At 68.0% G+C, this 12854-nt stretch carries 11 protein-coding genes; 9 read left to right on the plus strand and 2 right to left on the minus strand.

Annotated features, from left to right (window positions below; translation table 11 throughout):
• Window positions 1–59 precede the first annotated feature (59 nt).
• The 3 genes from OG210_RS21515 to clpX all read left to right on the plus strand — a co-directional run bounded on the left by OG210_RS21515 (window position 60) and on the right by clpX (window position 2861).
• Window positions 60–677, plus strand: a complete 618-nt coding sequence (locus tag OG210_RS21515) for an ATP-dependent Clp protease proteolytic subunit (RefSeq protein WP_323183829.1) — start codon at window positions 60–62, stop codon at window positions 675–677.
• 51 nt (window positions 678–728) lie between these two features.
• Window positions 729–1412 (plus strand): ATP-dependent Clp protease proteolytic subunit, encoded by a 684-nt coding sequence (locus OG210_RS21520; RefSeq protein WP_164261167.1) that lies wholly within the window; start codon window positions 729–731, stop codon window positions 1410–1412.
• 156 nt (window positions 1413–1568) lie between these two features.
• Window positions 1569–2861 carry an ATP-dependent Clp protease ATP-binding subunit ClpX gene (gene clpX, locus OG210_RS21525; RefSeq protein WP_266857025.1) on the plus strand — a complete coding sequence of 431 codons (1293 nt, stop codon included), beginning with the start codon at window positions 1569–1571 and terminating at the stop codon, window positions 2859–2861.
• 109 nt (window positions 2862–2970) lie between these two features.
• On the opposite strand, the gene OG210_RS21530 is transcribed toward clpX, so the two are convergent.
• Window positions 2971–3996: a hypothetical protein gene (locus OG210_RS21530; RefSeq protein WP_328326543.1), complete on the minus strand. Its 1026-nt coding sequence runs from the start codon at window positions 3994–3996 to the stop codon at window positions 2971–2973.
• A gap of 137 nt (window positions 3997–4133) precedes the next feature.
• Between OG210_RS21530 and OG210_RS21535 the strand changes: the two genes are divergently transcribed.
• On the plus strand, window positions 4134–6755 hold the full coding sequence (locus tag OG210_RS21535; RefSeq protein WP_328326541.1) for a valine--tRNA ligase: 2622 nt from the start codon (window positions 4134–4136) through the stop codon (window positions 6753–6755).
• 66 nt (window positions 6756–6821) lie between these two features.
• On the opposite strand, the gene OG210_RS21540 is transcribed toward OG210_RS21535, so the two are convergent.
• Window positions 6822–7835: a rod shape-determining protein gene (locus tag OG210_RS21540; protein ID WP_328326539.1), complete on the minus strand. Its 1014-nt coding sequence runs from the start codon at window positions 7833–7835 to the stop codon at window positions 6822–6824.
• 148 nt (window positions 7836–7983) lie between these two features.
• Between OG210_RS21540 and OG210_RS21545 the strand changes: the two genes are divergently transcribed.
• From OG210_RS21545 to mreC, 5 genes are all read left to right on the plus strand, one after another.
• The gene (locus tag OG210_RS21545) at window positions 7984–9486 is read left to right on the plus strand and encodes a folylpolyglutamate synthase/dihydrofolate synthase family protein (protein WP_371540421.1); all 1503 of its coding nucleotides are present in this window, start codon (window positions 7984–7986) and stop codon (window positions 9484–9486) included.
• Between the two features lie 3 nt (window positions 9487–9489).
• Window positions 9490–9840 (plus strand): DUF4233 domain-containing protein, encoded by a 351-nt coding sequence (locus OG210_RS21550; protein ID WP_328326535.1) that lies wholly within the window; start codon window positions 9490–9492, stop codon window positions 9838–9840.
• A gap of 79 nt (window positions 9841–9919) precedes the next feature.
• Window positions 9920–10333 (plus strand): nucleoside-diphosphate kinase, encoded by a 414-nt coding sequence (gene ndk, locus OG210_RS21555; RefSeq protein WP_328326533.1) that lies wholly within the window; start codon window positions 9920–9922, stop codon window positions 10331–10333.
• Between the two features lie 288 nt (window positions 10334–10621).
• Window positions 10622–11641, plus strand: coding sequence for a rod shape-determining protein (locus OG210_RS21560; RefSeq protein WP_164261203.1), 1020 nt, complete (start codon window positions 10622–10624; stop codon window positions 11639–11641).
• Window positions 11642–11903: 262 nt separating this feature from the next.
• Entirely contained in the window at window positions 11904–12854 is a 951-nt protein-coding gene (gene mreC, locus OG210_RS21565; RefSeq protein ID WP_371538322.1) for a rod shape-determining protein MreC, read from the plus strand.

Consider the following 12854-nt stretch of genomic DNA (forward strand, 5'->3'; position numbering starts at 1 on the left):
CTCCTGCTGTACGAAGACGCTGAGACGGCCGGAGCCGTCAGAGACGAGCAGGTGGATACGTGACGAATCTGATGCCTTACGCCGCCGGCGAGCCCAACATCGGTGGCGGCCTCGGCGACCAGGTCTACAACCGACTGCTCGGTGAGCGGATCATCTTCCTCGGCCAGCAGGTCGACGACGAGATCGCCAACAAGATCACCGCGCAGCTGCTCCTCCTTGCCGCCGACCCGGAAAAGGACATCTTCCTTTACATCAACAGCCCCGGCGGCTCGGTGACGGCAGGCATGGCGGTCTACGACACCATGCAGTACATCCCGAACGACGTGGTCACCATCGGTATGGGCCTCGCGGCCTCGATGGGCCAGTTCCTGCTGACCGGCGGCACCGCGGGCAAGCGCTTCGCGCTCCCCAACACCGACATCCTGATGCACCAGGGCTCGGCCGGTCTCGGCGGCACCGCATCGGACATCAAGATCCAGGCCCAGCAGCTGCTCCGTACCAAGAAGCGCATGGCGGAGATCACCGCCCGGCACTCCGGCCAGACCGTCGACGCGATCATCCGCGACGGTGACCGTGACCGCTGGTACACGGCGGACGAGGCCAAGGAGTACGGCCTCATCGACGAGATCATCTCCTCCGCCTCGGGCGTTCCGGGCGGCGGCGGCACCGGGGCCTGACGCTCCGCATCCCTGCCTCCGAACCCGACCGACCACTTGAACGCCACCAGGATGGTGAACACCAGCATGAACGACTACTCCGCCTCCGCCAGCGGCCTCTACACCGGCCCGCAGGTCGACAACCGCTACATCGTTCCGCGCTTCGTCGAGCGCACCTCGCAGGGCGTGCGCGAGTACGACCCGTACGCGAAGCTCTTCGAGGAGCGCGTGATCTTCCTCGGTGTGCAGATCGACGACGCCTCCGCCAACGACGTCATGGCGCAGCTCCTCTGCCTGGAGTCGATGGACCCGGACCGGGACATCTCCATCTACATCAACAGCCCTGGTGGCTCGTTCACCGCGCTGACGGCGATCTACGACACGATGCAGTTCGTGAAGCCGGACATCCAGACGGTCTGCATGGGCCAGGCGGCCTCCGCCGCCGCGGTCCTGCTGGCGGCCGGCACCCCCGGAAAGCGCATGGCGCTCCCGAACGCCCGTGTGCTGATCCACCAGCCCTCCTCGCAGACCGGCCGTGAGCAGCTCTCCGACCTGGAGATCGCGGCCAACGAAATCCTGCGTATGCGGACCCAGTTGGAAGATCTGCTGGCCAAGCACTCGACGACGCCGGTGGAGAAGATCCGCGACGACATCGAGCGCGACAAGATCCTCACGGCCGAGGACGCCCTCGCCTACGGCCTGGTCGACCAGATCGTTTCGACCCGCAAGGGCTCCGTGGGAATGATGACCACCTGATGGCCATTTGATTTACCTTCCGTCCCCTGGCACGGTGCACGTCAAAGTGAACCGTGCCAAGGGGGGCCCGAACGAGGGGTCCGGCAAGGTACCGTCGAATATGAGGCACCAGGAGACGCTGAACGTGGCGCCTCCCAGGCGAAGGGGAAGCACCTCGTGGCACGCATCGGTGATGGCGGCGACCTGCTCAAGTGCTCGTTCTGCGGGAAGAGCCAGAAGCAGGTGAAGAAGCTCATCGCAGGCCCCGGGGTGTACATCTGCGACGAGTGCATTGATCTCTGCAACGAGATCATTGAGGAAGAGCTCGCGGAGACCTCCGAAGTGCGGTGGGAGGAACTGCCCAAACCGCGCGAGATCTACGAGTTCCTCGAGGGGTACGTCGTCGGGCAGGAGCCCGCGAAGAAGGCCCTCTCGGTAGCGGTCTACAACCACTACAAGCGCGTCCAGGCCGGCGAGAACGGCGGCGGCGCCAGCCGCGAGGACGCGATCGAACTCGCCAAGTCCAACATCCTGTTGCTGGGCCCCACCGGCTCCGGCAAGACGCTGCTCGCCCAGACACTGGCCCGGATGCTCAACGTCCCGTTCGCCATCGCGGACGCGACCGCGCTGACGGAGGCCGGCTATGTCGGCGAGGACGTCGAGAACATCCTGCTCAAGCTGATCCAGGCCGCCGACTACGACGTCAAGAAGGCCGAGACCGGCATCATCTACATCGACGAGATCGACAAGGTCGCCCGCAAGAGCGAGAACCCGTCGATCACGCGTGATGTCTCGGGCGAGGGCGTCCAGCAGGCCCTGCTGAAGATCCTGGAGGGCACCACCGCTTCGGTGCCGCCGCAGGGCGGCCGCAAGCACCCGCACCAGGAGTTCATCCAGATCGACACCACGAACGTGCTGTTCATCGTGGGCGGCGCGTTCTCCGGTCTTGAGCGGATCATCGAGTCCCGGGCGGGCGCGAAGGGCATCGGCTTCGGCGCGACCATCCGCTCCAAGCGGGAGATCGAGGCGAGCGACCAGTTCCAGGAGGTCATGCCGGAGGATCTGGTGAAGTTCGGGATGATCCCCGAGTTCATCGGCCGCCTCCCCGTTCTGACCTCGGTGCACAACCTGGACCGCGAGGCGCTGCTGCAGATCCTGGTCGAGCCGCGCAACGCACTGGTGAAGCAGTACCAGCGCCTGTTCGAACTCGACGGTGTGGAGCTGGACTTCGACCGTCCCGCGCTTGAGGCCATCGCCGACCAGGCGATCCTGCGCGGCACCGGGGCGCGCGGTCTGCGCGCCATCATGGAGGAGGTCCTCCAGTCGGTGATGTACGAGGTGCCGTCCCGCAAGGACGTCGCCCGGGTCGTCATCACGGCGGATGTCGTCCGGGACAACGTGAACCCGACGCTGGTCCCGCGCGAGCCGCGGATCGTCGGCAACGACGGGCGTCACGAGAAGTCCGCCTGACCGCAGCCGCGTTGAGTGCGAACGCGTCGATCACATACATCGAAGGGGCGCCGACCGGGTCCACATGGACCGGTCGGCGCCCCTTCGGTGTGAGCGTGCGCGCCGGTGGTTACTGCTTGACGCGGGACGCGTCGTACACCTTGGCGGTGAGGGCCGCGGCGGCGTCCAGCGAGAGCGTCTGGTGGGTCATGATCAGCGACACATCGGTGTTCTGCACGATCCCGAGGGTGCTGTAGTCAGCCCAGGCGCAGATGGGCAGTACGAAGGTCTTCGGCACCTGCGATGTGGGATCGCTGCTGCCGGCGCTGCTGTCGGCGGTGCTCGTGACCTTGGCGTTCTGACACTTCATGAGAGCGCCGCTGAAGCCGGGCGGCGTCATGGACTTGGGGCTGTCCTGGAGCTCCACCTTGACGCCGTCGGAAGCGGCCTTGGTGATATTGGCCTCGGAGAGCGCGAACGCCCCGTCCAGGGCCTGCTCCGGATTGTCGATCGTGCCCCAGAGACCGGAGAGGTTGAGGTCCTTCTCGGTCAGGTTCGAACCGGTCTTGTAGGCGGCACCCGTCTTCGAGGGGTTCTTGATGCCCAGGCCCTCGGCCTTCTCCTTGCCGCCGGCCGCCCACGCCGACTGGTCCCCGCCCTGCTGCTTCTGGTACTCACCGATCGAGGCGGGGGCCACGAGCTTGTACCCCTTGGTGCCGGCCGAGACATCGCTGTTGCCGCCGCCCTGAGAGGTCAGCAGATAGACCCCGCCGCCGATCACCGCGACCGCCACGATCACCGCGCCGACGATCAGGCCCGTCTTCTTCTTCGGGGCCTGCGGGGGCGGCGGCATCTGGCCGTACGCGGGCTGCTGTCCGTACGGCGGCTGCTGGGGCTGCTGGCCGTACGGGTTCGGCTGGCCCGGCTGCTGCTGCGGGTAGCCGTACCCCTGCGGCGGTACGCCCTGCGGCGGCTGCTGCTGCGGGTAGCCGTAGCCGGGCTGCGGCTGGCCGCCGGGCTGGCCGTACGGGTTGCCGGGCTGCTGCTGGGGCTGCTGCGGCTGTCCGTACGGTCCGGCCTGCTGAGGCGGCTGCTGTCCGTACGGCCCCGGCTGCTGAGGCTGCTGTCCGTACGGTCCCGGCTGGTTGTAGCTCATGGACTGGGTCCCCCTCTGGATTCTTACGTGATGCGAACATCCTGACGGACGCCTGTGCGCGCCGGGGAGACGGGGGCCACAGTCTCACCAAAGATTCCCGTTTCAGTACGGGACCGTGACGCCCTTAAACTGAACCCGTGACCGAGAACTCATCGCAGACTCCAGCGCCCATCACCGAACTGCCGACCCAGTACGCGCCGGCCGAGGTAGAGGGGAAGCTGTACGAGCGCTGGGTGGAGCGCGGTTACTTCGAGGCCGACGCCAAGAGCGAGAAGCCCCCGTTCACCATCGTCATCCCGCCGCCGAACGTCACGGGCGCCCTGCACCTGGGCCACGCCTTCCAGCACACGCTGATGGACGCCCTCACCCGCCGTAAGCGTATGCAGGGCTACGAAGCCCTGTGGCTGCCCGGTATGGACCACGCCGGTATCGCCACCCAGAACAAGGTCGAGCAGCAGCTCGCCGAGGAGGGCAAGTCCCGCCAGGACCTGGGGCGCGAGGAGTTCACCGCGCGCGTCTGGCAGTGGAAGGAGCAGTACGGCGGCAAGATCCTCGGGCAGATGCGTCGCCTCGGGGACGGGGTCGACTGGTCCCGTGAGCGGTTCACCATGGACGAGGGGCTGTCGCAGGCCGTCCAGACCATCTTCAAGAAGCTCTACGACGACGAGCTGATCTACCGCGCCGAGCGCATCATCAACTGGTGCCCGCGCTGTCTCACCGCGATCTCCGACATCGAGGTCGACTACCAGGACGACGACGGCGAGCTGGTCTCGCTCAAGTACGGCGAGGGCGACGAGACCCTGGTCGTCGCGACCACCCGGGTCGAGACGATGCTCGGTGACACCGCGATCGCCGTCCACCCCGACGACGCCCGGTACGCGCACCTCATCGGCAAGCGGATCAAGCTGCCGCTGACCGACCGGACCATCCCGGTCGTCGCCGACACGCATGTCGACCCCGAATTCGGCACCGGCGCCGTCAAGGTGACGCCCGCCCATGACCCGAACGACTTCGCCATCGGCCAGCGGCACGGCCTGGAGTCCATGACGATCATGGACGAGCGCGGTGTCATCACGGTCCCCGGCCCGTTCCACGGTCTCGACCGGTTCGAGGCGCGCTCCACGATCGTCGAGGCCATGCGCGAGCAGGGCCGTGTCGTCGCCGAGAAGCGCCCGTACACGCACTCCGTCGGCCACTGCTCGCGCTGCAAGACGACCGTCGAGCCCCGGCTTTCCCTCCAGTGGTGGGTCAAGGTCGAGACGCTCGCCAAGGACGCGGGCGACGCGGTCCGCGACGGCCGCGTCACGATCCACCCGAAGGAGATGGAGAAGCGCTACTTCGACTGGGTCGACAACCTCAACGACTGGTGCATCTCACGCCAGTTGTGGTGGGGCCACCGGATCCCCGTCTGGTACGGCCCGGAGGGCGAGGTCGTCTGCGTCGGACCGGACGACGAGGCGCCCACGGGTGAGGGCTGGCACCAGGACGAGGACGTCCTCGACACCTGGTTCTCCTCCGGCCTGTGGCCGTTCTCCACGCTCGGCTGGCCGGAGCAGACCCCGGACCTGGAGAAGTTCTACTCGACCGACGTCCTGGTCACCGGCCACGACATCATCTTCTTCTGGGTCGCCCGGATGATGATGTTCGGTCTCTACGCGATGGACGGGAAGGCCCCGTTCAAGACCATCGCGCTGCACGGTCTCGTCCGCGACGAGAACGGCAAGAAGATGTCCAAGTCCTTCGGCAACGTGGTCGACCCGCTGGACTGGATGGACGAGTACGGCTCCGACGCCGTCCGCTTCACCCTCGCCAACGGCGCCAACCCCGGTGCGGACGTGCCGATCGGCGAGGACTGGGTCAAGGCGTCGCGCAACTTCGCCAACAAGATCTGGAACGCGACCCGCTTCGCGCTGATGAACGGCGCCACCGTCGAGGGCGAACTGCCGCCCGTCGAGAAGCAGTCGGCCAACGACCGGTGGATCCTGTCGCGGCTGAACGCGGTCGTCGCCGAGGCGGACGCGTACTACGACGACTACCAGTTCGCCAAACTCGCCGACACCCTCTACCACTTCGCGTGGGACGAGGTCTTCGACTGGTACGTCGAGCTGTCGAAGACGACGTTCTTCGCGGGCGGCGAGCCCGCCGAGGTCTCGGCGCGGGTCCTCGGTGAGGTCCTCGACGTGATGCTGCGGCTGCTCCACCCGATCGTCCCGTTCGTCACCGAGACGCTGTGGACCACGCTCACCGGCAAGGAGTCCGTCGTCGTGGCCGACTGGCCGAAGGACTCCGGCTTCCGGGACAGCGCGGCCGAGCAGGAGATCACGCTGGTCCAGCAGGTCATCACCGAGGTCCGCCGCTTCCGCTCCGACCAGGGGCTGCAGCCGGGCCAGAAGGTCCCGGCCCAGCTCGACCTGGGCGGTACGGCGCTGGCACCCCACGAGGCGTCCATCCGCCAGGTGCTGCGGCTGCAGCCGGCGGGGGAGGGCTTCCACGCCACCGCCTCGCTGCCGGTCGCGGGCGCCAAGGTCGCACTGGACCTGTCGGGGACGATCGACGTGGCGGCCGAGCGCAAGCGGCTGACCAAGGACCTCGGCGCCGCCGAGAAGGAGAAGGCACAGGCGCTCGGGAAGCTCGGCAACGAGGCGTTCCTGGCGAAGGCACCGGACAACGTGGTCGACAAGATCCGTACGCGCCTCGCCAAGGCCGAGACGGACATGGAGCGGATCCAGGCCCAGCTGGACGGGCTGCCGCAGGCGTAACGCGGGCGAGTTCGCGTACGAGGAAGACCCCCGGTTCCGGCCGGGGGTCTTCCTCGTGCCGGGACGCTATGTGGCGGGCGTCAGCACCTTGGTGTTGACCGAGTCGAAGTCCTCGACGCACTTGCCAGTACCCAGCGCCACGCACTCCAGCGGCCTCTCGGCCACGGTCACGCCGATGCCGGTGGCCGACGCGATCCGCAGATCCAGGCCCGGCAGCAGCGAGCCGCCGCCCGTCAGCACGATCCCGTGCTTCATCACGTCGGCCGCCAGCTCCGGCGGGCACTCCGCCAGGGTCGACTGCACCGTGGCGACGATCGCCTCGATCGGCTCGTGCATCGCGGCGCGGATCTCGGGGGCGGTGAGGATGAGCGCGGTCGGCACCCCGTTGATCTTCTCGCGCCCCCGCACGGTGCAGGTCCGGCTCTCCAGCGCCTCGTCGTCCGGGGCCGGCCAGGCCGAGCCGATCTCCAGCTTGACCTCCTCGGCGGTCCGCTCCCCGATCAGCAGGCTGCGCTCCTGGCCGATGTGCTCGGCGATCGCCGCGCTCATCCGGTCGCCCGCGAGCCGCAGCGACCGCGAGGTGACGATGCCGCCCATGGAGATCACGGCGACCTCGGTCGTACCGCCGCCGATGTCGACGACCATGGACCCGCGCGGCTCGTCCACCGGCAGCCCCGCGCCCATCGCCGCCGCCATCGACTCGTCGAGCAGATGGACGGTACGGCCGCCCGCCTCCTGCGCGGCCTGCACGATCGCCCGCAGCTCCACCGGGGTCACCCCGGTCGGCATGCAGACCACCATCCGGGTGCGCGTCCGCCTGCCTTTGAGGGCCTTGCGTACGAAGTACCTGATCATTTCCCTGGCGGCCTCGTAGTCACCGATCACCCCCTCCCGCATCGGGCGGAGCGCGGAGACCGAGTCCGGGGTGCGTCCGAGGCTCTCGCGGGCCTCGTCACCGATGGCCGGGGCCCCGCGGCCGCCGTCGCGCACCGCCACCACGGAGGGTTCGTTGAGCACGATGCCCTTGCCGCGGACGTAGAGGAGCGTGTTCGCCGTACCGAGATCAATACCTATGTCCATATTTGGTAAGTCTGGCCTGGCAAGGGGGTGTTCCGCGCGCCGGAGTGCTCCGAACCGGGGGTCCGGGTCCGGACGGGACGGGCGGAGTCCGGGCGCGCCGGGACCTCCGTAGACTGGTCCCGTGAGCGAGTCCGACCCTTTCGACGAAATCGTCGACGCAGCGACCGACCTTCCCCCAGCCGACGACGCGGTACCGGCGGGGGAGACACCGTCGTCCCCCGACCAGGCGGTGATCGAGGCCGGCAGCCGCACCCTGCGTACCCACGGCGGACCTCCGCCGGGCGACGGGGTGCCGGCCAGGCCCGCCGACCCGGAGGTGGACAGGGCGCTGCGCGCTGTGGAGCAGGAGCTCATCGGCCGCTGGCCCGAGACCAGGCTCGACCCCTCCCTCGTACGGATGGAGGCGCTGCTCGACGTCCTGGGTGATCCGCACCGCGCGTACCCCTCGATCCACATCACCGGCACCAACGGCAAGACGTCGACGGCGCGCATGGTCGAGGCGCTGCTCGGCGCCCTGGAGCTGCGTACCGGGCGGTACACCTCGCCGCACGTCCAGTCGATCACCGAGCGCATCAGCCTCAACGGTGAGCCGATCGACGCCGAGCGGTTCATCGAGACGTACGAGGAGATCAAGCCGTTCGTCGGGATGGTCGACGGACAGCAGGAGCACCGGCTCTCCTTCTTCGAGGTGCTCACCGGAATGGCGTACGCGGCCTTCGCCGACGCGCCGGTGGACGTCGCCGTCGTCGAGGTCGGGATGGGCGGCAGCTGGGACGCGACGAACGTCATCGAGGCACCCGTCGCCGTCGTCACCCCGATCTCGCTGGACCACACGGACCGCCTCGGCGACACGCCCGCCGAGATCGCCGGCGAGAAGGCCGGGATCATCAAGCAGGGCGCGACGGTCATCCTGGCGCAGCAGCCGGTCGACGCCGCCCAGGTGATGCTGAAGAAGGCCGTCGGAATGGACGCCACGGTCGCCCGCGAGGGCATGGAGTTCGGCGTCGGCAGCAGGGAGATCGCCGTCGGCGGCCAGCTGCTGACACTGCGCGGCCTCGGCGGTGACTACGAGGACGTCTTCCTCCCGCTGTACGGCGCCCACCAGGCGCACAACGCGGCGGTGGCCCTCGCCGCGGTCGAGGCGTTCTTCGGGGTCGGTGCGCAGCAGGCGCAGCGGCTCGACATCGACGTGGTCCGCAAGGCCTTCGCCTCGGTCACCTCGCCGGGCCGCCTTGAGGTCGTACGCAGCTCTCCGACGGTCGTCCTGGACGCGGCGCACAACCCGGGGGGCGCGCTGGCGACCGCCGCGGGTGTCACCGAGGCCTTCAGCTTCTCGCGGCTGATCGGAGTGGTCGGGGCGAGCGGCGACAAGGACGTCCGCGGGCTGCTCGAAGCGTTCGAGCCGATCTTCGCGGAGGTCGTGGTCACCCAGAACTCCACGCCCCGGGCGATGAGCGCGGACGACCTGGCCGCGATCGCCGTCGAGGTCTTCGGCGACGAACGCGTGGTCGTCGAGCCCCGGCTCGACGACGCTCTGGAGGCGGCGATCACGCTCGCCGAGGAGGAGGGCGAGTACGCCGGTGCGGGTGTCCTCGTCACCGGTTCCGTGATCACGGTCGGCGAGGCCCGGCTGCTCCTGGGAAGGCGCTGACCTATGCGCACGCTCTGCGCGTCCACCCTGATCGGTGAGTTCTTCGTGATCGGCTTCGCCGGTCTGGTCGCCATGAAGGGCGATCTGTCGGAGACCACCGTCTGGACGGTATGCGGTATCGGCATGCTCCTCTCGGTGCTGCTGTGCGGAATGCTGAGCCGTCCGGGCGCTGTCCAGATCGGCTGGGCGCTCCAGATCGCGCTGATCGCCAGCGGCTTCTTCGTACCGGTGATGTTCATTCTCGGGGTGGCGTTCGCCGGACTGTGGTGGGCGTCCGTCCACTACGGGCGGATCGTCGACGCGACGAAGGCCCGCTGGGCGGAGCAGGCATCCGCAGGGCCTGACGCTGCGTAATAGGCGCACGACACGCCCTGTAGCCTGAGGGCTCGTTACCCCCTTATCCCGCACCGCCCGTACTGAAGGAGTCCGTACAGTGAGCCAGCGCACGCTCGTTCTGCTCAAGCCCGACACCGTACGCCGCCGCCTGGTCGGCGAGGTCGTCGGCCGCATCGAGCGCAAGGCGAACTGGACCATCACGGCGATGGAGCTGCGGACGCTCGACCAGGACACGCTGGAGCAGCACTACGGCGAGCACAAGGGCAAGCCCTTCTACGAGCCGCTGGTCGAGTTCATGGCCTCGGGTCCGGTCGTCGCGCTGGTCGTCGAGGGCGAGCGGGTCATCGAGGGCGTGCGCGCCCTGGCGGGTCCGACGGACCCGATTGCCGCCGCGCCCGGCTCCATTCGTGGTGATTTCGGCACCATCGTCCGGGAGAATCTCATCCACGCTTCGGACTCGGAGGAGTCCGCTGAGCGAGAATTGAAGATTTTTTTCCCGGGCGTATCCTGACACCATGTCAGCCGAATAGCGCTCGCAGCCTCGGGCGACCGAATTAATTCGGTCGCCCTTCGGCATATGCCGGGCGATTTCGGGAACGCATCGCACCGACATGACGTCACCATGACTGAGGCGGGGACAACTTCCGCCCACATGGCGGAGGACCCTCGCGCGGTGTCCGTGCAGGCGGCATTACGATGGAAGCCTTCACACCCACTAGTGCTCACTTCGCCTACCAAAAAGCCAATCGCTCCACTTGGGAAGGCCCGACGCATCCTCATGGGGAACAAGGGGAACTCAATGTCGTTCATCGGCCGTGACATGGCTATCGACCTCGGGACTGCCAACACGCTGGTGTACGTCAGGGGTCGAGGAATCGTCCTCAACGAACCCTCCGTCGTCGCCATCAACACCAACACCGGCGGGATCCTCGCCGTAGGCGCCGAGGCGAAGAAGATGATCGGCCGTACACCGGGCAACATCGTTGCCGTACGGCCGCTGAAGGACGGCGTGATCGCCGACTTCGAAATCACCGAGCGGATGCTCCGCTACTTCATCCTGAAGATCCACAAGCGCCGGTACCTGGCCCGGCCGCGCGTCGTCGTCTGTGTTCCCTCGGGCATCACAGGGGTCGAGCGCCGCGCCGTCATCGAGGCGTCCACCCAGGCGGGCGCCCGCCAGGTGCACATCATCGAAGAGCCCATGGCGGCCGCCATCGGCTCGGGTCTGCCCGTCCACGAGGCCACCGGCAACATGGTGGTCGACATCGGCGGCGGCACCACCGAGGTCGCGGTGATCTCGCTCGGCGGAATCGTCACGGCACAGTCGATCCGGGTCGCCGGCGACGAGCTGGACAACGCGATCATCCAGCACATCAAGAAGGAGTACTCCCTCCTCCTCGGTGAGCGCACCGCCGAACAGATCAAGATCACGATCGGCTCCGCGTTCGACCTGGAGAAGGACGAGCACACCGAGATCCGCGGCCGCGACCTCGTGTCCGGGCTGCCCAAGACCGTGGTGATCTCCGCCGCGGAGGTCCGCAAGGCCATCGAGGAGCCGGTCAACGCCATTGTCGACGCCGTCAAGACGACGCTCGACAAGTGCCCGCCCGAGCTCTCCGGCGACGTCATGGACCGCGGCATCGTCCTCACCGGCGGCGGGGCGCTGCTCCGCGGTCTGGACGAGCGCCTGCGCCACGAGACGGGCATGCCCATCCATATCGCCGAGGACCCGCTCGACTCCGTCGCCCTCGGATCGGGCAAGTGTGTCGAGGAGTTCGAGGCACTCCAGCAGGTTCTGGACGCCCAGCCCCGCCGGTGACGGTGCCCGTGTTTGAGCCGTACGGGGCATGTCTGCCCCGTACGGCGGATCGTTGAAGTAAAGAGTTCGTCCGCATCCGGGCAGGCCTTCGCAGGCGAAAAGCTTCACCGACGTACAGCTTCTCCGGTGCAGAGCTTCATGGACGCAGAGCTCCACGAACACGGAGCCCGGCAAACACAGAGCTCCACGAACACAGAGCTCCACAGACGCAGAACTCCACAAGCGCATATGAATTCCGACGAGGAAGGCACGGCCTCCGCACGTGAGGGACACACGAGAGAGCCGGCTGCTCCTGGTGCTGCTGATCGCCATCGCGTTCGCGCTGATCACGGTGGACATCCGCGGCGGTGAGGCGTCTCCGGTGGATGGCGCCCGGCACGCCGCCGCCACCGTGTTCGGACCGGTCGAGAGCGGTGTCGCGGACGCCGTGAACCCGGTCGGCAACGCCATCGGTGCAGTACGGGACTCCGGCGACCGGCACAGCCGCATCAGCGCGCTGGAGCGTGAGAACACCGCTCTGAAGCAGCAGCTCGGCAGCAGCGACCGCAACCGCAGCCGCGTGCGCCAGCTCGACAGCATGCTCAAGACCGCAGGCGCGGGCCAGTACGGGATCAAGGGAGCCCAGGTCATCGCCATCGGAGCAGCCCAGGGGTTCTCCTGGACGGTCACCATCGACGCCGGAACCGCCGACGGCATCAAGCGGGACATGACCGTGCTCAACGGGGACGGACTCGTCGGCCGGGTCACCACCGTCGGCCCCAATACGGCCACCGTGCTGCTCGCCAACGACCCCGACTTCACCGTCGGCACCCGGATGGAGAAGACCGACGAGGTCGGCTTCGCCACCGGCCGAGGCGACCGCCCGCTCTCGGTCCAGTTCCTGAACGGGAAGGCCGAGGTCAACAAGGGCGACCGGCTGGTCACCTTCGGCTCCAGCAACGACAAGCCCTTCGTACCCGGGGTGCCCGTCGGCCAGGTCGTCCGCGTGGACCCCTCGGGCGGCGACCTCACCCGTACGGTCTACGTCCGCCCGTACGTCAACTTCACCAAGCTCGACCTGGTCGGCGTCGTCGTGGAGCCGCCGCGCAGCAACCCGCGCGACACGGTCCTCCCGGCCAAGCCCGCCAAGCCGAAGCCCGTACCCACCGTCACGGTCACGGCCACGCCGTCGCCCGGTGCCAACGCGAACACCGACCCCAACGCCCCCCAGTAG

The sequence above is a fragment of the Streptomyces sp. NBC_00466 genome (assembly GCF_041433995.1).
In the GTDB taxonomy this organism is placed as follows: Bacteria; Actinomycetota; Actinomycetes; order Streptomycetales; family Streptomycetaceae; genus Streptomyces.

Bases quoted from the DNA above. Each gene is read 5' to 3' on its own strand.
- OG210_RS21560 (WP_164261203.1), top strand. From the start codon at position 10,622: ATGTCGTTCATCGGCCGTGACATGGCTATCGACCTCGGGACTGCCAAC.
- OG210_RS21520 (WP_164261167.1), top strand. From the start codon at position 729: ATGGTGAACACCAGCATGAACGACTACTCCGCCTCCGCCAGCGGCCTC.
- OG210_RS21550 (WP_328326535.1), top strand. From the start codon at position 9,490: ATGCGCACGCTCTGCGCGTCCACCCTGATCGGTGAGTTCTTCGTGATC.
- OG210_RS21540 (WP_328326539.1), bottom strand. From the start codon at position 7,835: ATGGACATAGGTATTGATCTCGGTACGGCGAACACGCTCCTCTACGTC.
- OG210_RS21530 (WP_328326543.1), bottom strand. From the start codon at position 3,996: ATGAGCTACAACCAGCCGGGACCGTACGGACAGCAGCCTCAGCAGCCG.